Origin of the sequence: Paenibacillus sp. FSL H7-0735, assembly GCF_038008505.1 — a bacterium.
GTDB classification, from domain to species: Bacteria; Bacillota; Bacilli; order Paenibacillales; family Paenibacillaceae; genus Paenibacillus_AQ; species Paenibacillus_AQ odorifer.
In genome coordinates this window covers 735,377-757,815 of sequence record NZ_JBBOZH010000002.1, presented here as the reverse complement: position 1 = coordinate 757,815, position 22,439 = coordinate 735,377, and the positions used below count along the sequence as shown (strand labels likewise).

The window sequence follows — 22,439 nt, the reverse complement described above, 5'->3', positions numbered from 1 at the left end:
GTGATATGCAGCATATGTCTCCATCCTTCTACGATTGAATTTAGAATGTTACGGATTAATCATTAACGGCTTGGAGTACCGCATAGCCGAATTCAGGCAGATTCAGATACAGCTGGGATGTGGAGGATTCAGTCCGCTTCTGCGTCTTTAGGTTTACCCATATCATGTCTGCCCCGGTTACAGGAATGATGACATCGGCCATAACATCTTCATTATTCAATACGATTATGAATCGGCTTTGTTTGTCCCACCGCTCATATACAAGCAGCTTTGGATAACCCGGAATCTCCAGCGCTTTAAATCCACTGCTCCGGAATGCGGGATGAGATTTACGAAGGCTGATCGTCCAGCGATAGTATTCGAGCAATTCTTGATTCTGTTTCTGGGAGTCCCACTCCATGCATTTTCGGTTGTCCGGGTCGTATCCGCCATCCATGCCGATTTCATCGCCATAATAAATACAGGGTGCTCCCTGAAAGGTCATCTGGAACAAAACGGCCAGCTTTAACTTCCTGATGTCACCGCCACAAAGTGTCAGGAAACGAACTGTATCATGGCTGTCTAGCAGATTAAAGGCGGCTTCCGTAATTTGTTGCGGATAATTCGCTAGCATAGTAGCAATCGACTGAGAGAATTGTGCAGCATTGATCTGTCCGTGGGCGAAAAAATTAATTTGAATATTCGTTAGCGGGTAATTCATAACGGCGTCAAACTGATCGCCAAGCAGCCACGGCAAGGAATCATGCATGATTTCTCCTACGAGATAGGCCTCTGGATTAACGCTTTTGATCGTACTGCGGAATTGCCGCCAGAACGAATGGGAGACTTCATTTGCGACATCAAGCCGCCAGCCGTCTATACCGATTTCCTCGATCCAATAGCGGCCTGCATTCAGTAGATATTCTATGACTTCAGGATTCTCAGTGTTGAATTTAGGCATGATAGGCTCGAATGCAAATGTGTCATAGGTGGGAATTCCGTCGATGACCTGTGGCGGCCACTCGCGTACATGGAACCAATCGGCATAACGCGAAGATTGCCCGTTCGCGAGCAGATCAACAAACGGCGGGAAGGTATGGCCGCAATGATTAAAGACACCGTCCAGGATGACACGGATGCCTTTGGAATGACAGGAGTCCACAAGCTCTTTCAGCAATGTGTTGGTGCCAAAATGAGGATCGACCAAGTAATAATCTTCTGTATCGTATTTATGATTGGTGGTTGCCGCAAATAGAGGATTAAAATATATAGCATTGATGCCCAATTCACAGAGATAATCCAAATGATCTAGTACACCCTGCAAGTCTCCTCCGAAGAAATTCCGAGGACTCGGTGTGCCGCCCCATTCGAGTACATCTGTCGGATCGTTGGTGGGATCACCATTCGCGAAACGCTCCGGGAATATTTGATAAAATACTGCATCTTTCACCCAAGATGGAGGGGAGTGCACATCTTCACGATTCAAAAATGGAAAGTCGAACAGACCCTCATATACAACAGCAGGTGGCTCTGGATAAAATCCTTTTTCCAAAAAATAAAGAACTTCGTCTTTGTTATAAAGCGCAAAGTAATACGCGAGTCTGCGGTAAACAGGACGGACGGAGGCTTGCCAGTAATCGAACAAGCCGTCAGAAGCGAGGCGCTGCATTGGAATGACCTCATGCGTTTTGTCCCAGCCAAATTTATCTCCACAGAAAAGGTCGATCTGTGATACGTTGTCCCGCTTAGTTCTTAGGCGAATATGAAGTGTAGACTCATCGTAGGCATATGACCAATTTTGTCCCATACGGTGATAAACGGCTTCCGGTTGAATCATACTCATTTTCCATCCCTTCGGGCATGTAAACGCAAAAAAGGGCCAACCTCATGATTTTCAGAGGTTGAACCCTTGGCGGTTTCATTGCCTTTAAATTTGTCTGCATCTTACCATAACCCTCAAGAGCAAAGCAAGAGGTTATTTCACAATAATTTACAATATGGAATATTTAGTATGTGGTAGGAATAAAGAGAAAATAAGAGAAAAGATAAGATAAACTTTGTTAAACCGTCTTGTTTGGACTTATACCCTGATTGCAATCAAAATTATGGATATTATAGAATGAGGGCGAACGAACTTGATTTTTCATAACACGCATTCAAATTAAAGGCACTGTTACCTGCAAAGGTACAACCTCGGCACTTTGTGCAAATGAGGTTGTACCTTTTTTTATATGCTTTTTTTCAATGCGGGTTAGGTTTAATCACTCATGATCGAAGGGGAGATGAGCAAATGAAGAAGAGTAAACGTTCCAAAATGCAAGCGGTAACATTTAGTTTAGTCCTATGCCTGCTGTTAACTTTGACGGTCACCGCATGCGGTTCTGGCAATGGGAACTCCGCATCAAAGCCGAATTCGAGTCCGAATTCCGCAGTGAACGAGCCGGGGGGAACCACAAATGAGACAAATACCGAAGAGAAAACCACTGATGAGGAAATGAAGCCAGAAGCAGGGGCCAAACTTATGGTCTGGGAAGCCAAGGAGCAGCTTGAATACATGAAGCAGGTAGCTGCTGATTTCGAAAAAGAATATGGTGTTCCCGTCACGGTTGAGGAAATGGCGGGTGGCGATCAAGGCGCAAGACTGGCGACGGATGGTCCGTCTAAACTTGCTGCAGATGTGTTGACTCTGCCCCATGACCAGATCGGGCAAGCCGTAAAAGCAGGGCTGCTTTTGCCAAATGATGTTTTTGAGGAAGAAACCAAATCAACGATGGTGGCAACAGCCGTTCAGGCATCGTCTTATGATGGCATTCTTTACGGTTATCCTAAATCGGTGGAAACCTATGCGCTGTTCTACAACAAGGATCTGATTCCTGAGGCTCCTAAAACGTGGGATGATGTGATTGCTTTTGCAGATACGTACAACAATCCGAAGGAAAACAAATTCGCAATCATGTGGGAATTCGTCGGATATTACAGCTATCCGTTTATTGGCAGCTTCGGCGGATATATTTACGGAGACAACAATACGAATTTCAAGGATATTGGATTGAACAATGAGGGCACTATCAAAGGATTTACGTTTCTGCAGAGCCTCAAAAAAATTCTGCCTTTGAATGCAGGAGATATCACTTATGACGTGAAAACCCAATTATTCCAAGAAGGTAAGCTGGCGATGAATATCGATGGGCCATGGTCCATAGCGGCGTTTAAGGAAAATGTTAACCTGGGTGTGGCTCCTCTTCCAAAGGGACCTGACGGTCAAGACAGTCTTTCTTTCTCCGGTGTCAAATCGTATTATGTTAACTCATATACGGAATATCCGGTCGCAGGCCGTTTGTTCGCACATTTTGCAAGCAACAAGGAGAACCAGCTTAAGAACTTTGAGATGACGGGAGCGATTCCTGCGAGTATAGAGGCTGGAGAAGCGCCGGAAATCAAAGATGACCCTATTATTGGCGGATTCTTCGAGCAATTCCAAAATTCCGTTCCAATGCCTTCCGTTTCAGAAATCAAATCCGTCTGGGAACCCCTAAAAGCAGCGTTTGTGTCCCTGTGGAACGACTCGAATCTTGATGTTAAACAGACGCTGGATCAGACTGTAACCACGATTCAGGCCGATCTGGAGTCGAAGTAAAGGGCAGGTGATTTAACCATGAGGAAAAAAACAGGCGCAGCGCTACTCTCGGCTATTATTCCGGGACTGGGCCAGTTCTACAACCGGCAGTGGCTGAAAGGATTGGTATTCCTGCTGGTAGGGTCTGCTGGAATCTTCTATATTGCTCATGATCTGATGGGTCATTTGCATGGCTTAATTACGCTTGGGGAATTTCCAAGCCGTATGGTCAAGGTAGGCAAATTAACCCGGATGGTGGAAGGCGACCACTCCATTTTTATGATGATCAATGGTCTAATGGCATTGCTGGCGCTGCTCTTTTATACAGCATTTCATTTATTGAACATCAGAGATGCATTCCTAGTTGGAGCTGCACGGGACCGGAAAGAGCCCATTCATTCATTCGCTGAATCGCTCAGAGCTATGGGGCGGAGGAATTTTGCCTATCTTGTCCTCGCGATTCCCTTTGTGGCTGTGGTTTTTCTGACGATATTACCACTTGTTTTTTCGGTGCTACTGGCGTTTACGAACTATGCCGACCCGATTTTACCGCCAGCACATCTGGTAGACTGGGTGGGTTTCGGTAATTTTAATAAAATGCTTAGTCTGGATGTCTGGAGTTCCACCTTCGGTGGAGTGCTGACTTGGACCTTGATCTGGGCGGTTATTGCTACTGCGACGACTTACATTGGAGGTGTGCTCATTGCAGTACTTATTCACCAGCCCCGTGTCCGTTGCAAAAAGCTTTGGCGCACACTTCTGATCGTTCCGTTCGCTATTCCCAATATGATTTCTCTGCTCGTCATGCGCAATATGTTCAATAATCAATTCGGACCGATCAATAGTTATTTAAGAGCCTTGGGACTGGAGGGTGTGGCCTGGCTAACCAATCCTTTCTGGGCTAAGGTCACTGTAATTCTGGCTAATATGTGGATCGGCATTCCGGTGACCATGATTCTGGCCTTCGGGGTGCTGACAACAATTCCGAAGGATATGTATGAAGCGGCAGAAGTAGACGGTGCTGGGTCATTTTATAAATTCCGCATGATTACGCTGCCCATGGTATTGTTCGCAACCGCACCTATCCTGATTATGCAGTTTGCCGGCAACATTAACAGCTTTAATGTCATTTATCTAATGACTAACGGAGAACCGGTTAATCCCAACTACCAGTACGCGGGCCACACTGACTTGCTGGTGACTTGGCTTTATAAACTGGCGCTGAACCAGTCGCAGTATAGCTTTGCTTCTGTCATCGGGATTGTCATCTTCCTGATGGTCGCGACATTCTCCATCTGGAGCTACCGGCGGACGCGATCCTTTAAAGAGGAGGATATGATTGCATGAAGCTAAGACTGACGGAAGCGTTAAAAACGTTTGGAAGCCATTTATTGCTGATTGTGCTCAGTTTTATTAGTCTTTTCCCAGCCTTCTGGATTATTATGTCTTCGTTCAAAACAGGAAACAGTTTGTTCAGTGACTCATTGATTCCTAAGAATTTTACCTTTGTTCATTACAAGGAACTGTTTGAGCAAACTAAATATTTGTTATGGTTCATGAATACGCTAAAGATTGCGGCGTTGTCTACGCTGCTCGGCACCTTTTTGCTGCTGCTGACTTCGTACGCCATTTCTCGTTATCGATTTACGGGCAGAAAAACTACACTAACCGCGCTCCTAGTTCTGCAGATGTTTCCGGGATTTATGGCTATGATTGCAGTTTACGTGCTGCTGAACACACTTGGGCTACTGAATTCTCATTGGGCACTTGTGCTCGTATACAGCAGCGGCGCTATTATCACGAATGTTTTTGTGGCTAAAGGTTTTTTTGATACGATTCCTAAAAGCTTGGAAGATGCTGCGCGAATGGATGGGGCGAGCCATATGAAAGTATTCCTTTCTATCATGATCCCGTTATCTAAGCCGATGCTCACCTATGCCAGCCTTATGATTTTCAACGGCTGCTTTGTGGATTTTATATTCGCCGACCTTGTATTGCGCACGGAGGATACAAGAACGCTCGCCGTTGGGCTTTACCGGATGGTGAACCAGAGCAACTCAACCGAGTTTACGTTGTTCGCTGCCGGAGCGGTATTGGTCGCTCTCCCAGTCACGCTGCTGTTCATTTTCCTACAGCGTTTCTTGGTGGATGGCCTCACCGCAGGTGCAAGCAAAGGATAAGGCGAACTGCGCTACCCTTGTGAAGCTACGCTGAATTCGATAAAAACCGCTTTCTACTCAGAGATTAAGCTTCTGAGAAGGAAGCGGTTTTTTATATTTTATCCGGTTTCTATAATCTTCTTGGTGTGGACAGGATTGAAGAATAATGAAAATAGGAGTAGAATTCCTCATGGAACCAACACTTAAGGGAGTTTGTGGAGTACTCAAAAATCCCCGGAGCACGGGGTTATTTTCTAGCATTTATTAAATGTGAATACTAATAAGTCCTTGTGAGTTATAGAGCATCTAGAGAAAAGAGGAGAGATATTTTGGAAACCGTATTAGTACGAGAGTATCGGGCGGATTTGCTGGAATGTGTCCATAGTGGGCATATTGCCATCGTAGGAGAGAATGGAAATTTAATGGGGTATGCAGGTGACCCGGAATTTGTATCGTTCACCCGTTCAGCTGCTAAACCCCTTCAGGCTATTCCAGGCGTACGTGGGGGGATCGTGGAGCATTACGGCTTTACTCCCGCAGAGGTTGCCCTGATGACCGCCTCTCATCGGGGAGAGAGCTACCATGTTGCTGCGCTAGAGAGCATATCCTCCAAGATTGGCATCGATGAGCAACAAATGATCTGTGCAACGAGTTACCCGCTGGATTATTCCAGCAGGGAGAACGCCATTCGTGGTGCGGGCAAAAGAAAGTTCTATCATAACTGTGCGGGCAAGCACATGGGCATCTTAGCTTACAGTAAGCTCAAAGGTTTGCCGCTTGAAGAATACTCACAGCCGGAGCAAACGGTGCAGCGTGAGATTATCGACACCATTGCTTATATGGCTGGTGTGGCCCCAGACAGCATCGGTTTAGGTACGGACGGATGTGGACTTCCGGTATTTGCTCTGCCTCTGACCGCCTTGGCGACAGCCTATTTGAAATTAGCCAATCCGGATTTGATTGCAGATGAAGCTACTCGCAAAGCGGTTACTACTATTACAACGGCAATGAATGCTTATCCGGAGATGGTTTCTGGATCTGGTCGCCTTGATTCTATTCTTTTGGAAGATGATAATATTATTGCTAAAGGTGGATTTAAGGGTGTGTATTGCTTCGGTTTACGCCGTGAGCGACTGGGGATTGCCTTCAAGATTCTGGATGGGTCGGAAGAAGAGTGGGGACTTATTGTACAGGGAATTTTAAACCAAATTGGTTATAGTCAGAAAAATACCTTGGAAAAGCTGCGCAATGCATTTTCAGGCGTGATTTACAATGACGGGGGTACACGAGTAGGCCATGCGGATACCGAGTTCAAGCTTAATTTCATAAAGTAGGATCATATAAAAAGAGCCCTTCGACTACGAATCCATCTTCTGGATACGCAGCGAAGGGCTTTTTTCTACGAGAAGCGGTGGTCATCTTTAAAGGACGGCAACATCGTTTCTTCTTGTATAGGGAGAACTATTATTTATGACGTAGACGGCCGAGTTCGGAGACGAGTGCTTCCACCTGAGAAATACTCAGTCTGTCGCTGCCCATGGCTACCTCATATACATCATAGATATCTTCATAATGATCTACTGAAAAAGCGGAGGCTTGCATCGCCGCAGCACTGGCCATTTTTAATTTGTTTTTGATAGCCTCGATCATATACTCAACATTTTCCTGACTAGGCTTTGTTAAATCCATTAGGTTAAAACATCCTCTCTGTATACTGATTCATGTATTTTACCATGTTTGGCAGCTTGACCACCATTTTTTTGTCGGGTTCACTGAAATCATGTTAAATTAAAGGCATGAGATCAAAAAATATCATCGAAGGGAGCAAATGTATTGGCAATCAGAGAACAGGGAAGCGGAAAACGCATTAAAATGGACGATGCTGGACTGGTGTCCTTTTTCATGGAAATAGCTGCTCTGCATCCCGCTGAGGAAGTCACGTTTCTTTGTATCGGAACAGATCGATCTACAGGAGATGCACTCGGTCCGTTGACGGGCAGCAAACTTGTGGAACATGGCTTCCGACATGTAATCGGTACGTTGCCTTCTCCTTGCGATGCAGATAATTTGGTGGCCAGAGTGGCTGAGATTCCCTCCGGGCATATTGTAGTTGCAGTAGATGCTTGTCTGGGCCCTCCGATCGCGCTTGGATATTACTTCGTTTCGAGTGAGCCACTGCTGCCTGCACAATCGGTGGGGGCAAATCTTCCAGCCGTAGGTCACTATAGTTTGGCGGCCGTTGTAGATATGAATGGCCCGAAACCTTATCGGACGCTGCAGACTACTCCACTGCATAGAGTGATGGTTATGGCAGAACATATCGCTATAGCGGCAGCAAAAGGATTCGGACTCCAGTAGTACCCATTGGGCACTTAAAAATAAGCTGTCCGTTTCAAGGCGGGCTGTTTTGCTTAATAATAGATATTAGACACATTATCTTAGTATTCTAGAAAGAGGGAAGCAGCCATGGAAAGAGTTCGTTGTGACGGAAGCAATATATGCTACAGTGATCAGGGGAAAGGCGAAGTTATTGTATTGCTGCATGGCTTTTGTGGAAGCGCTGAATATTGGGAACAAGTCATTCCTGTCTTAAGCAGCGGCTACCGAGTGATTGCTCCCGATTTACGTGGTCACGGAGCTTCGGAAGCTCCACTAGGACCTTATAGTATTGAACAAATGGCAGATGATGTTCTGGGTCTGTTAGATTCGCTGGAGATTGCTGAATGCATCATGCTTGGTCATTCGCTTGGCGGATATATTACGCTATCGTTTGCTCAGCGTTATGCTTCTCGATTGAAAGGCTTTGGATTAATTCATTCTACTGCTTATCCAGATAGTGAAGAAGCTAAGGAAAAACGACTGAAGAGTGTCAGCGCGATTCAAAATGAAGGGATTACTCCTTTCGTAGACAGCTTCGTACCAGGCTTGTTTGCTGAAGCAACCGCTTCTGCATCCCCACAGCTGCTGGAGCGCGCTAAAGAAATCGGCTACAAAACGCCTCCACAAGGAGCGGCAGGAGCTGCACTGGCGATGCGTGAGCGTCCAGATCGACGGGATGTAATTACGGCCACTACGTTGCCGGTATTGCTTGTTGCTGGCGAGCAGGATGGATTGATTCCTGCTGAACGAACCTTTACTGCGGATAAGCCAAATGTAACGCAAGCAACGATATCGGGTGCAGGCCACATGAGTCTTTTTGAAGCTCCTGAACGGTTAGCCGAGATCATTAAGGATTTTGTCCAGGCTTCCGTTTTAGATAATAGCCGCGTATAAAAAATCTTCTACAAAGAGGCAGCACGGCGCCATTCTGGCGTGTGCTGCCTCTTTCTTTTAGGGCTATCTAATTATCTGGTATTCTCCTTAACTGGCATAGAATTCGGCAATGGTTTAAGATAAATCAATAGAATAATTTAAGTGGTATGAGTCCTGCAGTTTTTGCTACCACAGTACGGAAAAGGAGGATGTGCATGTTTCGAAGAGACTATATTGTCCGGATGATCGAAGATATGACGGCGATGGTTGCCAAGGTACTTACTCTAAAGCAGGAACGGAAGACGACAGAAGCTTTATGGGAAATCGATGAGCTGTTGAACCGGCATTTTCCGCTGAATTCACGTCTTTTAAATTCACTATCTGTAGAAGATATCATAGATATGTTTCGTTTTGGCGGTGTGGTTGAGTCCGATAAGCTTCAAGGTCTGGCCAAACTGCTGAAGGAAGAAGGCAGTATTTATGCCGCAAATGGCGATAAGGATGCAGCATTATTTAGAAGTATGAGAGCCTTACATTTATATTTGTACGCGGATCTTCACGGTGCAGACCGGGAGCTGCTGCATATGACTCAGGAAATGGATGAACTCTTGCAGGATGTGCAGGCCTATCGGCTCCCGGCTAAAACGGAGCGGCTACTGATGGAGTATATGGAGTCGGTAGGGCGATATAGTAAAGCGGAGGACAGCCTCTACCGGCTGTGGGAGCAGGGAGAAAATGTTGTAATAGAAGGGGATAAGCTATACAATCGACTGCTGCTCAAATCATCTGCAGAATTGGAACAAGGTACTCTTCCTCTGGAGGAAGTAGAGCAGGGGTTAAAAGAGTGGGGCAGGATAACAGCGATACGAAAGGAATCAGGAACCTGATGAATACGATGAATATCCCTTTATATATTATCGATGCTTTTGCAGAACAGGCTTATTCAGGCAACCCTGCGGCGGTATGTTTACTGGAGCATCCCGTCGATGAAGGTTATATGCAGAAGACAGCAGCGGAAATGAACTTGTCAGAGACAGCTTTTCTCTGGCCAGAGGAAGATGGATATCGCCTGCGCTGGTTTACACCTAAAGTTGAGGTCAAGCTATGTGGTCATGGGACTCTAGCAAGTGCACATGTATTATGGGAGAGGGGACTGCTAGCTCCTGATATGGAAGCAAGGTTCTATACACGCAGTGGGTTGCTCAGAGCTTCTCGTTCAGGAGATTTGATCTCACTGTACTTCCCGCCTTATCAGCTTCAACCCTCTCCTGTAATTTCAGGTCTCGCAGCAGCGCTTGGTATTGCAGAAGCGAATGTGGTGGAAACTATGCGATATGCTGACAATGTGCTTGTACGACTGGATCAGGAAGCACGGGTTCGCGAACTCAGCCCTGACTTCGGAGCTTTATCCGGGCTTGAAGGGAGAGGCTTCGCGGTTACCGCAGAAAGCTCTATCGAAGGTATTGATTGTGTATCACGTTTTTTTGCGCCGAAGGTAGGAGTGAATGAGGATCCGGTAACAGGCTCAGCGCATACTGCACTGGCACCTTTTTGGGCGGATAGACTCAATCGTACGCAGTTGACCGCTTATCAAGCTTCGAAACGTGGAGGTTTGCTTCAGTTAGAGGTAAGTAAAGACCAGATTAAGATGTCTGGGCGAGCATTAACTATAGTTAGTGGAGAGCTGCATGTTAAGCCCTGCTAGAACAAGGAACGACCCTTGTTAACACGTGATATAATGAACGATGATGGTTAGGAGACATAGATTCTCCATTTTTAATCCCGAAAGTGAGATGTGCGTTGTGGAATCTTTAACAGCTCTAATTGAACAACTAATTAACGACCGTACTTTGATTACGGCTACCCTAAGTCAAGTGCGTTATAAAGGCGAAAATTGTACCAAGGTGCAGGTTAAACCTGTTGAACTAAAGGGTAAGCTGCATTATCAGTTTGCGTCCTATATTGGTACAAAGGTAGAACATCGCAACGTACCCGCAGAATTGGCGGCGGAAGAGATATCTCTTTTATTTAGAGAAACATATCGGCAAGGCTTGTTGTGTACAGTAGAAGCCGATTATCAGGTGCTTATTAGCAAAAAATTCAAAGTATCAATCCTAACTAAGTCTCCAAGTAAAAAAGAAGAGCCGGATCTAGCTCACAATCGCCGCAAACGTTATGTGCTGAAGGATGGAGAGCCTGTGCCATTTCTGGTGGAGCTTGGCATCATGAACAAAGAAGGCAAAGTGCTGGCCAAAAGATATGATAAATTTCGGCAGATCAATCGTTTTCTGGAGATGGTAGAGGACGTGCTTGCCGATCTGCCAACCGGCCGACCCTTGACGATTGTGGATTTTGGTTGTGGAAAATCATATTTGACCTTTGCACTGTATCACTATCTGACCGTTCGCAAGAAGCGGGAGCTTAATATCATTGGATTAGATTTAAAAGCAGATGTGATTGAGCATTGTAACGAACTTGCTGCCAAAATCGGTTATGATCACTTGAAGTTCTTCGTGGGTGACATTGCTGAGTACAATGAGCTGGAGCAAGTAGACATGGTGATCACACTTCATGCTTGCGACACAGCTACCGATGCTGCCCTTGAAAAAGCGGTACGTTGGGGAGCGTCTGTTATTTTGTCCGTGCCTTGCTGCCAGCATGAATTATTCGCACAAATCGAAAATGAAGTAATGAGCCCTATGCTTTCGCATGGCATACTGAAAGAGCGTTTTTCTGCCTTGGCTACAGATGCCATTCGCGCCAAATTGCTCGACATGATGGGCTATAGCAGCCAGCTGCTGGAATTCATCGATCTGGAGAATACGCCGAAGAACATTTTGATTCGTGCCGTTAAGAGTTCAGCCGGGGACAACTCCGTCAAATGGCGCGAATACACCGCATTCCGCGATTTTCTGGGAGCAAAACCCTACCTCGAACGCGTATGCGCTGATCTGCTTCCCACTGGGAGTTCGGTAGAAGGGTAGAGGATATTAAGGTAGAGAGCGTAGAACGGTAGGACTGTAGAATGGTAGAACGGTAGGACTGTAGAATGGGCACTTATAGGTGCAGGCTAATTCGATCAGTTGTACTTTTTACAACTATATAGCTTTTTTAATGGGAAATTGGATAGTACAGCTAGTGCGATCAAATGGTTAGGACGGTACAGCTAGTGCGATCAAATGGTTAGGACGGTACGGCTAGTGTGATCTAATGGCGAGTTGGTTTAGTTGTACTTTGTGCAACTAAATATGCTCAGAAGCTGCGTTTTAGTGATTTAGTTGCACTTTGTACACTTAAAAACGAACAATACTCCGCATATGGCGGGATTCTCGAAAAACAGTTGCAGAAAGTACAATTAAAGTGGAAGTAAGCAGCGAAAGCACGGGATTAGTTGTACTTTTTACAACTATATAGCCTTTTTGAATGGGAATTCGGATAGGCAGCTAATGCGATCAAATGGTTAGGACGTTCCAGTTAGTGTGATCAAATGGTTAGGACGATGCAGCTAGTGCGATCTAATGGCGAGTTGGTTTAGTTGTACTTTGTGCAACTAAATATGCTCAGAAGCTGCGTTTTAGTGATTTAGTTGTACTTTGTACACTTAAAAACGAACAATACTCCGCATATGGCGGGATTCTCGAAAAACAGTTGCACAAAGTACAATTAAAGTGGAAGTAAGCAGCGAAAGCACGGGAGTAGTTGCACTTTTTACAACTATATAGCTTTTTTGGATGGAAATTCGGATAGGCAGCTAATGCGATCAAATGGTGAGGACGGTACGGCTAATGCGATCAAATGGTGAGGACGGTACAGCGAGTGCGATCTAATGGCGAGTTGGTTTAGTTGTACTTTGTGCAACTAAATATGCTCAGAAGCTGCGTTTTAGTGATTTAGTTGCACTTTGTGCACTTAAAAACGAACAATACTCTGCATATGGCGGGATTCTCGAAAAACAGTTGCACAAAGTACAATTAAAGTGGAAGTAAGCAGCGAAAGCACGGGATTAGTTGCACTTTTTACAACTATATAGCTTTTTTGGATGGAAATTCGGATAGGCAGCTAATGCGATCAAATGGTGAGGACGGTACGGCTAATGCGATCAAATGGTGAGGACGGTACGGCTAATGCGATCAAATGGTGAGGACGGTGCAGCTAGTGCGATCTAATGGCGAGTTGGTTTAGTTGTACTTTGTGCAACTAAATATGCTCAGAAGCTGCGTTTTAGTGATTTAGTTGCACTTTGTACACTTAAAAACGAACAATACTCCCCATATAGCGGGATTCTCGAAAAACAGTTGCAGAAAGTACAATTAAAGTGGAAGTAAGCAGCGAAAGCACGGGATTAGTTGTACTTTTTACAACTATATAGCCTTTTTGAATGGGAATTCGGATAGGCAGCTAATGCGATCAAATGGTGAGGACGGTACGGCTAATGCGATCAAATGGTGAGGACGGTACAGCGAGTGCGATCTAATGGCGAGTTGGTTTAGTTGTACTTTGTGCAACTAAATATGCTCAGAAGCTGCGTTTTAGTGATTTAGTTGCACTTTGTACACTTAAAAACGAACAATACTCCGCATATGGCGGGATTCTCGAAAAACAGTTGCAGAAAGTACAATTAAAGTGGAAGTAAGCAGCGAAAGCACGGGAGTAGTTGCACTTTTTACAACTATATAGCTTTTTTGAATGAGAATTCGGATAGTACAGCTAGTGCGATCTAATGGTTAGGACGGTACGGCTCCTTTGTGGAGAGGTATCGTCTTTTTGCGTTCTAGTCTTGTATAAGGGAAATGTGGAAAGGATAGAGATAAATTAACGAATACAGGGGTATCTAAATGTGGCGTTTTAAAAAAGACTGGAGTCTGGAATCATCAATTGCATATATTTGTGGAGGCTTAGTGATAGCGGCTGGGGTGGGTGCTTGTTTGTTGCGGGGATTGTTTTTTACTGATGAGATGTATCCCTTTCTAACCTTATGGTTTGTGCTGTGTTGTGCGTGCTCGCTTTATTATCTTGTTGGGGTTGGTGCATGGAGAAAAAGTGGGGGAGGAGTAGGTGCAGTAAGAGGTTTTACGGGAGTCAATGGGGTTAGTGAAGTTAGTGAAGTTAGTCAAGTTAGTGGAGAAAATAGGGCGTTAAGAATATTATTAAGCGTCCCTTTAATTATTCTATCGCTTTATGTGATTCATTGGTTGTGCGGGCCACTTTCTTCCCAGGGAACTATGAATGAAATGCTGCGGTGGGGCTTGTATGCTAGCTTTGCAATATTGGTTTGTTTTTGTGCGGTGAACCTGGTGGGACGCCGGATTTTAAATGTAACTTGGTCTATGCTGGGTATGACTTTATGCCTGAGCGCTTTATTGGCTGTGTGTGGAGTGGTAAAGTTGCCTTTCGCTGTGGCCTACAGTAATTCAGCAGAAGTGAGCGCCACAGGGGTTAGATTAGCAGGATTGATGGAATATCCGAATGCTTTTGGTGCTGTGATGGCTGTTTTTCTGCTGGAACGGCTATTTGCTGTTGCTGTTTATTATGGGGATCCAAAAAAGAGCGCGAATATGTTGGGGGCAAGAAGTGTTGGGCTGGGGATGGAGTGCGCAGATGCGGAACGGAGGAGCAGAGGGGAAGAAGGCGTAGAAGCGGAGCAGGGAAAAGCGGGAAGCACGACCGCCGCGCTGCTGCGCTTGCTGCCGCTGTTCCCGTACACCGCCGCGCTGCTCCTCACCGAGTCGCGCGGCGCATGGCTGACGGCGGCTTGCGCCTGCGCCGCCGTCTTGCTCTGGAAGCGGCAGCTAATCGCGCCGCTTCTTGCTGCTGGCGCCGCGCCCGTGGCCGCCGCGGCGCTACTCTACCGCCAACTGGCCCGTGCCGGGTTGGCGGTAGAGCCAGTGCCCGGCCTGCTGTTGCTGGCCGGGCTTTGGGCCGGCGCGCTGCTAGCCGGCCTATGGCTGTGCCGCCGCCAATGCCAGCGCGGCGCGGCGGGCACTGCCCGAGCCGCCATGCTGGCATTGGCGGCGGCAGGTTGGACGGCGGCGGGGATCGCCGTCCTCCTGCACGTGCGCGAGCGGATCACCGGACCGTCATCGACGGTATCCGCGCGCGGGCTGTTCTACCGCGACGCCTGGCGGCTAGCGGTAGAGGCACCTTGGCTGGGACGTGGGGGTGAGACTTGGCGGCATTCATACCTTGCCGCCCAATCTCGCCCTTATGTAGGCAGCCAGGTGCATAATGGATACCTCGACATCCTGTTGAACTTAGGATTCGTTGGTCTTGCAGCCATACTCCTTATGCTGTTGGCAGCAGGCTGGCTGCTGGCTACTAAATCGCTGCGGTTGCTGCCGCCGTTTCTGGTCATCGTCTTGCACAGCGTCGTCGATTTTGATTGGAGCTATGGATTATTTTGGCTGCTGCTATTCTGGCTGCCAGCGATTGCTCTGGCTGAGCATAAGCAGAAACATCAATCTGCGCCAACCCACCCTCAGTCTGAGACCAAGCTGCCAACTCACTCCACATCCACGAACCCGCTCACCAATGTCACTACACCAGCGAATCCACTAATCGCTCACTCCACATCCACGAACCCGCTCACCAATGTCACTACACCTGCGAATCCACTAATCGTTCAATCCGCATCTACGAACCCGCTCACCAATGTCTCTGCACCTGCGAATCCACTAATCGCTAACTCTATATCTACGACCCCCCTTACCAATGTCACTACACCTGTGAATCCGCTAATCGCTCACTCTACATCTACGAACCTGCTCACCAACGTCACTACACCAGCGAATCCGCTAATAGTTTACCCTACATCCAAGAATCCGCCCCAAATCCGTCTTCGCCGACTAATCGGAACTGCGGCATGTTGTTTTTCGCTTATGCTGGGGGTGCTATCTTTTCACGCCGCTCAAGGAGAGAAGTTCTATCGACAAGCGATTATATCGGTGAGTCCTTCGGTGAAGGTAGAGTTGCTAGAGCAATCGCTGGCGTGGAATCCCCAGTCACCTCGAACGGCTATAGTATTATCTAGGCTGCTCTCGGGTGAACAGAGCGTAAGTCTGCTTCGGCAGAGTTTGTTGTATTCTCCCGAGAATGCCAGCTTAAGCTGGGAGCTGGCTGAACGATGGATGAGCAGCGACCATCCGGGGGCAGCGTTATATTGGATAGGCCAGAGCCTTAGGCTGGATAAGTACAACAATGCCAAGTGGGTGAAGGCGATTGAAGGGATGCTTCTTATGGGGCAAAAGAAGCTTGCAGAAGGAAATCGAAAGGAAGGCCTAATCTGTGTCGCCTCTGGGAATGAACTTCTTTTGAAATATAGAAGGTTGGCAGAAGAGGAGGCTAATAAAGGAGGGCAACATAATGACCGCGAGTTCCGAATGACAGAACAAGCCGACGACTTGAGTCGACGGCTTAGTATGTTTGCTTTACGATTTTAGCGGACGTGAAATCATCCAGGAGTAGAGAATGGGCACGATAATTGCAAGTACGAGTGCCGTAATAATAAGAAGCTGAGACAAGGCTCCGCTCAAAAAGGCTCCTGCAAAAATAAGTAGGCCACCGATCATCCACATTATCCCGGATAGGCGATGTGTTTTTCGCCATACCTCGGGGTTGGCGAGCGTCCAGGCTGTACGAACCCCAAACAAGTAATTATCTTTTACCTGTGGCATGTAGTTGCCGAGAGCAATAAACATTATTCCGACAGCTCCTATGGCGATCTTCCCAACGTTTATATCTTTACCTAGACCGTAAGCAATCGACAGCACCAGCATTAGATTAAAAAGCACCCCAATAGCAAGTCTGCTCATGGCATAGGCGTTTTCGAATTTTTTGTAATTTTCCCGCTTAGGATCGATGCTGCGTGTGAACTGCATGATTAGCGGGAGCACAATCCCTAAGATTCCGAACACAAAAATAGCAATATTTTTGTCCCAGTATCTGTTGACCTTACCCGTAATTCCAAACTGTGCTGGTAACTCCTGCGGCAGCTTGCTGTAATTGATCAGAGCGTAGGCTAATGTAGCTAAACCTAATATTACGATGAGGGTATCCTGCCATCTCCATTTGAAATCTTTCATCATTAATCCGCCTCCTTTTTGGAATCGATATCCTGACGTTGCTGCTTTCCGTCCAGCGATTTACTCTCCGTCTCCGTTTGCTTACCTGTACCAGTGAGCTCCAATAACCAACCGAGAACCTCTTCGAGGACTGTGGTGTTTAGCGAGTACATAATAAATTGTCCTTTTCGCTCATCCTGTACCAGATCGGCATGCTTCAGCGCATTCAGATGGTGAGAAATGCTTGGCTTAGACATGTTGAAAAAATCTGCGATTTCACCTGCGGTTCGATCTTTCTCCCTTAGTAACCGAATGATTTGGCGACGGGTAGGATCAGCTAGTGCTTTAAAGGATTCATTCATATTCCACCCTGCCTTTCGATATTTAAATAATTATCTAAATATATAATAGCTCTTCACTTTCATAGCTGTCAATGCAGTATTCACTTAGCAATAGCGTGTGTAAAAGTGTCACCGAATCTTTAAAATTAACTGCCGTCCAAAGCCGACTCCTGTTAATACTAACGATGGGCATGCATTCCTTGATGCACCGAACATACGATGCAGAGGAGCAGATATATGATACTAACCAATAAAGTCGCAATTGTTACAGGTGCAGGATCGGGGATTGGAGAAGCGATTGCTCTTCTTTTTGCCCAACAGGGGGCTAAAGTGATTGCTGCGGATATCCATCTGGACAATGTAGAAGCGGTGGCCAAAAAGGCAGAAACGGGTGAGGGACACGGAGTTATCTATCCCGTAAAGGCAGATGTCTCGAAGGAAGAGGACACACAGCGAATGATTGATGCCGCAACCACACAGTTTGGAGGCCTTCATATCCTTGTTAACAATGCCGGTATTATGGATAAAATGACGCCAGCGCACGAGATCACTGATGACATGTGGGAGCAGGTGCTTGCGGTCAACGTAACCGGTCCGATGAGAGCCATTCGTAAGGTTTTGCCGATTTTTATGGCACAGGAAAGCGGATGTATCATCAATGTAGCCTCTATTGGCGGCTTAGCGGGCTCGCGTGCGGGAGTGGCTTATACTTCCTCTAAACATGCTGTAATCGGGATGACCAAAAATATAGGATTTCAATACGCTAAGCTTGGAATTCGCTGTAATGCCATAGCGCCGGGCGGGGTAAAGACAAATATTGATCTGTCTGATCCAAGCCCTTTTGGGAGTCAAAAAGCGGGCGAAGGAATGGCGTCGATGCCACGGACAGGGGAAAGCAGTGAGATTGCTTCGGTAGCCTTATTTTTGGCTTCAGATGCTGCAAGCTTTTTGAATGGGTCGGTGATAACGGCTGATGCCGGTTGGATGGCTTATTAATTGAGCGCAGATAAAAAGGTGTTCATTTTCCCTTTATTGGTGGAATTTGTTCACCTTTTTTGTTTATGCCTGTTACTCAAACTCTTTTTAAGTGTGGATTGGAAGATGGAAGCTGCTTGCCACGTAAGTAGAAGTGATAAGGTTGCTTGTGCTAGAATAGGCTAAGAGAAACTGGAAAATATAGCAGAGCGGCAAAGCTTTTAAAAATATAAGAAAGTATAAGATTAGTATCTATGCTTTTATGTTCTTATATTTCACTCGCTTAAACGCTTAGCGTCTTATAAAGATGCCAAAGGCGATTAGCTTGATACATGTAGCCATATTCTGCGGAAAAGGGAGGAGGAGCACGTTTGCATTTTATTTCTGATCTGATCTCGACATTATTTGAATGGATTCAGAGTCTTGGTTATTTTGGGATTATGATCGGACTGATGATTGAAGTTATTCCGAGTGAAATTGTATTGGCTTTCGGTGGTTTCTTGGTATGGAGTGGAGATATTAATTTTTTCGGCGCAGTATTGTTTGGTACGATAGGCGGAGTGATTGCCCAGATCTTTGTATATTGGATTGGCCGTTATGGGGGCAGGCCTGTACTGGAGAAATACGGGAAATATATTCTTATCCAAAAGAAGCATATTGATCATTCGGAAGAGTGGTTCAATAAATATGGGACAGGCGTAATCTTTACGGCACGCTTTATTCCCGTTGTTCGCCATGCCATTTCCGTTCCAGCGGGGATTTCTCGTATGCCTTTAGGTAAGTTCACTTTATTGACTACACTTGCTGTTATTCCATGGAGTGCTTTGTTTGTATATCTCGGTATGACATTGGGGAATAAGTGGGAAGATATTGACGAAGTAGCAGCTAAGTACACCAACGAAATTATTCTTGTAGCGTTAGCACTAATCATCATTTATTTTGTGTATAAGTGGTTTAAATCCAAGAAGAGAGGGACTGCAAAATGAAACCGAATGTAGCTCATAAATTTGGAAAAGGTCTTACACCGCGCCAATTTGTAGAAAGCATGACGAAGAACCAGCAGGCTTTTGAATCCTGGTATGAGAAGTTTTCTTGGGAAGATGAGAGCGACAAGGAATATTTCGAAAGTCTGAACCATCGTGACGATTTGCGGGTACTTATCCTTGCCGCTGATTGGTGTGGAGATGTAGTACGTAATGTCCCTGCGGTTTTCCGTATTTTGGAGACTGCCGGAATGAAGACAGAGGTATTCATTTTGGAAGAGAATCAGGAGCTTATGGATGAATTCTTGACCATGGGCGGAAGATCTGTTCCGATTGTGATCTTTGCGGATACCGGCGGATACGTGCTTGGACATTGGGGTCCTCGTCCAGAGCATGTGCAGAGCCTAATGAGAGAGTTCAAACGTGAGAATCCTGATCGTGAGGCTGCTGATTACGACAGCAAAATCGCAGAAGTACGTAAGGCTATGGGGCATGCTTATGGGGAAGGAACGGAATCACAGGCAGTTATCGCAAAAGAGCTGCGTAGTCTGATTTCCGGATTCTAGACCGATGCTAAATATACGTTCGTTTAATTTAGGTCCGCTTCAGACCAATGCATACTTGCTGACAGGTGCGGATCCAACGAAGGGAATCATTATTGATCCCGGCATGAATCCTGCGGCATTAGTGCGGAGTATCGAAGGGATGGAGATCGAGGCTATTTTGCTAACGCATGCGCACTTTGACCATATGGGCGGCGTAGACGAAATTCGTAAAGCTAAGAAATGTCCTGTTTATTTACATCCACTAGAAAGTGAATGGCTCAGCAGCCCTAAGCTGAATGGTTCATTGATGTGGACTGATATTTCGCCTCCTCTGACTACAGATCCTGCAGAGTATGATCTGGCAGAAGGACAAGTTCTGCAATTCATCGGACATACCTTCCGGGTGTACCACACACCTGGGCACTCTCCGGGCAGTGTCAGCTTCCTATGCGGGAATGATTTATTCTCTGGAGATGTACTGTTTAAGATGGGAGTTGGGCGCACCGATTTGCCTGGTGGCAGAGAACGTGATTTGTTCGATTCTATTCGTGGCAAGCTGTACAAAATGGATGATGAAGTGAAGGTTTATCCAGGTCACGGCTCACGAACAACTATCGGTTTTGAAAAAGTTCGTAACCCTTATATTCCTCAATAAACAGTCATTCTAGTAGAACTGACAAGAATCGGGGAATTTTTGATAGACAAAGGGATACAAAAGGACTACACTATTGTTAATTAAATGTAACATTAACCTCGCGAAGCACGCAGACTGCGGAATTAATCCCGGTTTGCGTTCTTTTTTTTGTCTACATATAGGTTTAAAAGCATGGGGGGAAATAGATTGGAGAAGAATATGTATTACCCGTTGGATTACGGATGGTATGACTCCAAGGAGAAATGGACTAGTTTTTGCAGCAGTAAATGCCAATGTTTTTCAGAATGTTCTGGAAGGGGAGGTTTTTGTACTTCCATAGAACGCAGGGACATACAATCTGAGAATAAGGATGGGAGAATACCAGTGGTTTCAGGAGGCGAGCCCAGAAGAACGCCTCTTTTTTGGCATTTTCCAGCAGAAGCAGGATTGCTTCAGCCATGGCGGCGTAAGCTCTGGGAGCTCAAAAAATAATATTAAAACGGAATGAACGAATCACTATACATAATCGTATTACAAATAAGAACTAATCCTGAATGGAGGGGCAGATGAGCGATCAGGCGCTGGAGAAAATCAGGCAGGCACAGCAGGGAGATACTTCAGCACTGTCTTCACTGCTGCGAGAACATTATACTTTTTTGTTCAAATATTTACTTAAAGTGACTATGGACCCGTTACTGGCAGAGGATCTTGTACAGGACACGATGGTCAGATGTATGGAAAAAATCAATACCTATAACGGTTCTTCTTCGTTCTCCTCTTGGTTAATCACCATAGCTACCAGAATATTCATCGATCGAAAGCGGCGCTGGAAACGTGAGGCAGATTGGAAGAAACGGGAACAACAGGCCCAGGGCACCCGTTCGATTCGTTGGCGGTTTGAAAGCAGGGGGGAAGAATGGAGTGAAGTACTCGATTCCATCTCCAAGCTACCCTCTGCTCAGAGGGTAGCTGTGCTGCTGAAGCATTATTATGGCTATAGCTATGAAGAAATCGGTGTGATCATGCAAATTCCTTCAGGCACGGTCAAATCGCGTGTATCCCTTGGTCTTAACCAATTGCGAAAGGAGCTGAAGGAGGATGGAGAAGGATAAGGAGCCAGAACTGTATTTGCACAAGCTTACTGAAGAGCTTGAGCGTTTGGATGCGCAATATGATGATATCACCCCACCTTCGTTACAGGAACTGGAGTGGTTAATGGCTGATGCAGCTGTGCACAGAAAGAGAAGGGAACGTAAAGAACTACTGTTATTCTGGGGGGTCTCATTGATCCTGATCTGCGCATTTCTATCCATTCTCACTTCTGCACCCATGATCTATTGGATTATTCAGGCGATCATTCCTGTTGTAGGACTGGGTGGCTTAGGGATCGCCAGGATCAGAAGAAATAGAGAAGGTGTACAAGAATGAATGAGCTACAAGATGTGCCTCTTTGGTTGTGGTTTGGCATAGCAGTAGCATTAATGCTGCAAGGGACCTTACTGTTCCGGGATGCAAGACGGCGCGGAAAAAAAGCTTGGTTCTGGGGATTGTGGGCGATTACTACAGTTCCGTCCCCAGCATTAGTCTACTTACTCGTTGTCATACTTCCTGACCGACGTAGAAGGAAGAAGCAGTTGTAAAGCTTTAGTAAGAAGCTCGTTCCTTTCATCCTATTACAAGGAGTGGTACTTCATGGAAGAGGTAAAATGGGGTTTAATCATGCCGTTAATTATTCTTCAGGCTTTGCTTGCAATTATTGGACTGATATCACTGGCCAAAGCGGATAACGTTCGTGGCCCAAAATGGATGTGGATTATTATCATTATTTGCGGAAATATATTAGGTAGCGTAGCTTATTTCACAATAGGAAGGAAAGATGTCTGATGTCACTCCTTCAA

The 22,439-nt window shown here is 46.0% G+C and carries 22 protein-coding genes; 18 read left to right on the top strand and 4 right to left on the bottom strand.

Annotated elements, in window-relative coordinates; translation table 11 throughout:
* Positions 1-55 precede the first annotated feature (55 nt).
* Positions 56-1,822, bottom strand: coding sequence for a glycoside hydrolase family 13 protein (locus NSS82_RS30955; protein ID WP_305953667.1), 1,767 nt, complete (start codon positions 1,820-1,822; stop codon positions 56-58).
* A gap of 447 nt (positions 1,823-2,269) precedes the next feature.
* On the opposite strand from NSS82_RS30955, the gene NSS82_RS30950 reads away from it, so the two are divergent.
* The 4 genes from NSS82_RS30950 (at position 2,270) to NSS82_RS30935 (ending at position 7,088) form a co-directional block, all read left to right on the top strand.
* Complete coding sequence (locus NSS82_RS30950; protein ID WP_076104194.1) at positions 2,270-3,616, top strand: sugar ABC transporter substrate-binding protein; 1,347 nt, start codon at positions 2,270-2,272, stop codon at positions 3,614-3,616.
* Positions 3,617-3,634: 18 nt separating this feature from the next.
* Entirely contained in the window at positions 3,635-4,942 is a 1,308-nt protein-coding gene (locus NSS82_RS30945; protein WP_076104195.1) for a sugar ABC transporter permease, read from the top strand.
* Positions 4,939-5,775 (top strand): sugar ABC transporter permease, encoded by an 837-nt coding sequence (locus NSS82_RS30940; protein ID WP_036680210.1) that lies wholly within the window; start codon positions 4,939-4,941, stop codon positions 5,773-5,775. Before NSS82_RS30945 ends, NSS82_RS30940 begins: the two co-directional genes overlap by 4 nt.
* Positions 5,776-6,083: 308 nt before the next feature.
* Positions 6,084-7,088 carry an asparaginase gene (locus tag NSS82_RS30935; RefSeq protein WP_036680204.1) on the top strand — a complete coding sequence of 335 codons (1,005 nt, stop codon included), beginning with the start codon at positions 6,084-6,086 and terminating at the stop codon, positions 7,086-7,088.
* A 130-nt stretch (positions 7,089-7,218) separates the two neighbouring features.
* Here the strand turns inward: NSS82_RS30935 and NSS82_RS30930 are convergent, their stop codons facing one another.
* Positions 7,219-7,443 (bottom strand): DUF1128 domain-containing protein, encoded by a 225-nt coding sequence (locus NSS82_RS30930; protein WP_036680203.1) that lies wholly within the window; start codon positions 7,441-7,443, stop codon positions 7,219-7,221.
* 144 nt (positions 7,444-7,587) lie between these two features.
* Here NSS82_RS30930 and yyaC point away from each other — a divergent pair, with 144 nt between their 5' ends.
* The 6 genes from yyaC to NSS82_RS30900 all read left to right on the top strand — a co-directional run bounded on the left by yyaC (position 7,588) and on the right by NSS82_RS30900 (position 16,442).
* The gene (yyaC, locus tag NSS82_RS30925; RefSeq protein ID WP_036680201.1) at positions 7,588-8,112 is read left to right on the top strand and encodes a spore protease YyaC; all 525 of its coding nucleotides are present in this window, start codon (positions 7,588-7,590) and stop codon (positions 8,110-8,112) included.
* Between the two features lie 108 nt (positions 8,113-8,220).
* Positions 8,221-9,027 (top strand): alpha/beta fold hydrolase, encoded by an 807-nt coding sequence (locus NSS82_RS30920; RefSeq protein WP_036680199.1) that lies wholly within the window; start codon positions 8,221-8,223, stop codon positions 9,025-9,027.
* A gap of 194 nt (positions 9,028-9,221) precedes the next feature.
* Positions 9,222-9,893, top strand: a complete 672-nt coding sequence (locus NSS82_RS30915; protein WP_036680197.1) for a DUF6483 family protein — start codon at positions 9,222-9,224, stop codon at positions 9,891-9,893.
* Positions 9,851-10,711: a PhzF family phenazine biosynthesis protein gene (locus NSS82_RS30910; RefSeq protein ID WP_235219441.1), complete on the top strand. Its 861-nt coding sequence runs from the start codon at positions 9,851-9,853 to the stop codon at positions 10,709-10,711. Before NSS82_RS30915 ends, NSS82_RS30910 begins: the two co-directional genes overlap by 43 nt.
* An 88-nt stretch (positions 10,712-10,799) precedes the next feature.
* Entirely contained in the window at positions 10,800-11,990 is a 1,191-nt protein-coding gene (locus NSS82_RS30905) for a class I SAM-dependent methyltransferase (protein WP_081386663.1), read from the top strand.
* Between the two features lie 1,851 nt (positions 11,991-13,841).
* Entirely contained in the window at positions 13,842-16,442 is a 2,601-nt protein-coding gene (locus NSS82_RS30900; protein WP_076273605.1) for an O-antigen ligase family protein, read from the top strand.
* Here NSS82_RS30900 and NSS82_RS30895 read toward each other — a convergent pair.
* Together NSS82_RS30895 and NSS82_RS30890 are read right to left on the bottom strand one after the other, a co-directional pair.
* Positions 16,431-17,087: an SdpI family protein gene (locus NSS82_RS30895; protein WP_076104198.1), complete on the bottom strand. Its 657-nt coding sequence runs from the start codon at positions 17,085-17,087 to the stop codon at positions 16,431-16,433. The two genes, NSS82_RS30900 and NSS82_RS30895, sit on opposite strands and share 12 nt — an antisense overlap.
* Complete coding sequence (locus tag NSS82_RS30890; RefSeq protein WP_051491108.1) at positions 17,087-17,425, bottom strand: autorepressor SdpR family transcription factor; 339 nt, start codon at positions 17,423-17,425, stop codon at positions 17,087-17,089. Before NSS82_RS30890 ends, NSS82_RS30895 begins: the two co-directional genes overlap by 1 nt.
* Before the next feature lie 216 nt (positions 17,426-17,641).
* Between NSS82_RS30890 and NSS82_RS30885 the strand changes: the two genes are divergently transcribed.
* From NSS82_RS30885 to NSS82_RS30850, 8 genes are all read left to right on the top strand, one after another.
* Positions 17,642-18,400: a glucose 1-dehydrogenase gene (locus tag NSS82_RS30885; protein WP_076100948.1), complete on the top strand. Its 759-nt coding sequence runs from the start codon at positions 17,642-17,644 to the stop codon at positions 18,398-18,400.
* A gap of 350 nt (positions 18,401-18,750) precedes the next feature.
* A complete protein-coding gene (locus NSS82_RS30880) occupies positions 18,751-19,365 on the top strand; it encodes a DedA family protein (RefSeq protein ID WP_036680184.1) in 615 nt (204 codons plus the stop codon).
* On the top strand, positions 19,362-19,928 hold the full coding sequence (locus NSS82_RS30875; RefSeq protein WP_038573311.1) for a thioredoxin family protein: 567 nt from the start codon (positions 19,362-19,364) through the stop codon (positions 19,926-19,928). Before NSS82_RS30880 ends, NSS82_RS30875 begins: the two co-directional genes overlap by 4 nt.
* A 4-nt stretch (positions 19,929-19,932) precedes the next feature.
* The gene (locus tag NSS82_RS30870; protein WP_076100951.1) at positions 19,933-20,562 is read left to right on the top strand and encodes an MBL fold metallo-hydrolase; all 630 of its coding nucleotides are present in this window, start codon (positions 19,933-19,935) and stop codon (positions 20,560-20,562) included.
* A gap of 545 nt (positions 20,563-21,107) precedes the next feature.
* Positions 21,108-21,653, top strand: coding sequence for an RNA polymerase sigma factor SigY (sigY, locus tag NSS82_RS30865; RefSeq protein WP_076273604.1), 546 nt, complete (start codon positions 21,108-21,110; stop codon positions 21,651-21,653).
* Positions 21,640-21,969 carry a YxlC family protein gene (locus NSS82_RS30860; protein ID WP_036680177.1) on the top strand — a complete coding sequence of 110 codons (330 nt, stop codon included), beginning with the start codon at positions 21,640-21,642 and terminating at the stop codon, positions 21,967-21,969. Before sigY ends, NSS82_RS30860 begins: the two co-directional genes overlap by 14 nt.
* Positions 21,966-22,181: a hypothetical protein gene (locus tag NSS82_RS30855; RefSeq protein WP_036680176.1), complete on the top strand. Its 216-nt coding sequence runs from the start codon at positions 21,966-21,968 to the stop codon at positions 22,179-22,181. Before NSS82_RS30860 ends, NSS82_RS30855 begins: the two co-directional genes overlap by 4 nt.
* Positions 22,182-22,233: 52 nt before the next feature.
* Positions 22,234-22,425, top strand: coding sequence for a PLDc N-terminal domain-containing protein (locus NSS82_RS30850; protein ID WP_036680175.1), 192 nt, complete (start codon positions 22,234-22,236; stop codon positions 22,423-22,425).
* Positions 22,426-22,439 lie beyond the last annotated feature (14 nt).

Bases quoted from the DNA above. Each gene is read 5' to 3' on its own strand.
- NSS82_RS30955 (WP_305953667.1), bottom strand. From the start codon at position 1,822: ATGAGTATGATTCAACCGGAAGCCGTTTATCACCGTATGGGACAAAAT.
- NSS82_RS30950 (WP_076104194.1), top strand. From the start codon at position 2,270: ATGAAGAAGAGTAAACGTTCCAAAATGCAAGCGGTAACATTTAGTTTA.
- NSS82_RS30945 (WP_076104195.1), top strand. From the start codon at position 3,635: ATGAGGAAAAAAACAGGCGCAGCGCTACTCTCGGCTATTATTCCGGGA.
- NSS82_RS30940 (WP_036680210.1), top strand. From the start codon at position 4,939: ATGAAGCTAAGACTGACGGAAGCGTTAAAAACGTTTGGAAGCCATTTA.
- NSS82_RS30930 (WP_036680203.1), bottom strand. From the start codon at position 7,443: ATGGATTTAACAAAGCCTAGTCAGGAAAATGTTGAGTATATGATCGAG.
- NSS82_RS30920 (WP_036680199.1), top strand. From the start codon at position 8,221: ATGGAAAGAGTTCGTTGTGACGGAAGCAATATATGCTACAGTGATCAG.
- NSS82_RS30915 (WP_036680197.1), top strand. From the start codon at position 9,222: ATGTTTCGAAGAGACTATATTGTCCGGATGATCGAAGATATGACGGCG.
- NSS82_RS30905 (WP_081386663.1), top strand. From the start codon at position 10,800: ATGTGCGTTGTGGAATCTTTAACAGCTCTAATTGAACAACTAATTAAC.
- NSS82_RS30900 (WP_076273605.1), top strand. From the start codon at position 13,842: ATGTGGCGTTTTAAAAAAGACTGGAGTCTGGAATCATCAATTGCATAT.
- NSS82_RS30895 (WP_076104198.1), bottom strand. From the start codon at position 17,087: ATGATGAAAGATTTCAAATGGAGATGGCAGGATACCCTCATCGTAATA.
- NSS82_RS30890 (WP_051491108.1), bottom strand. From the start codon at position 17,425: ATGAATGAATCCTTTAAAGCACTAGCTGATCCTACCCGTCGCCAAATC.
- NSS82_RS30885 (WP_076100948.1), top strand. From the start codon at position 17,642: ATGATACTAACCAATAAAGTCGCAATTGTTACAGGTGCAGGATCGGGG.
- NSS82_RS30875 (WP_038573311.1), top strand. From the start codon at position 19,362: ATGAAACCGAATGTAGCTCATAAATTTGGAAAAGGTCTTACACCGCGC.
- NSS82_RS30870 (WP_076100951.1), top strand. From the start codon at position 19,933: ATGCTAAATATACGTTCGTTTAATTTAGGTCCGCTTCAGACCAATGCA.
- sigY (WP_076273604.1), top strand. From the start codon at position 21,108: ATGAGCGATCAGGCGCTGGAGAAAATCAGGCAGGCACAGCAGGGAGAT.
- NSS82_RS30860 (WP_036680177.1), top strand. From the start codon at position 21,640: ATGGAGAAGGATAAGGAGCCAGAACTGTATTTGCACAAGCTTACTGAA.
- NSS82_RS30855 (WP_036680176.1), top strand. From the start codon at position 21,966: ATGAATGAGCTACAAGATGTGCCTCTTTGGTTGTGGTTTGGCATAGCA.
- NSS82_RS30850 (WP_036680175.1), top strand. From the start codon at position 22,234: ATGGAAGAGGTAAAATGGGGTTTAATCATGCCGTTAATTATTCTTCAG.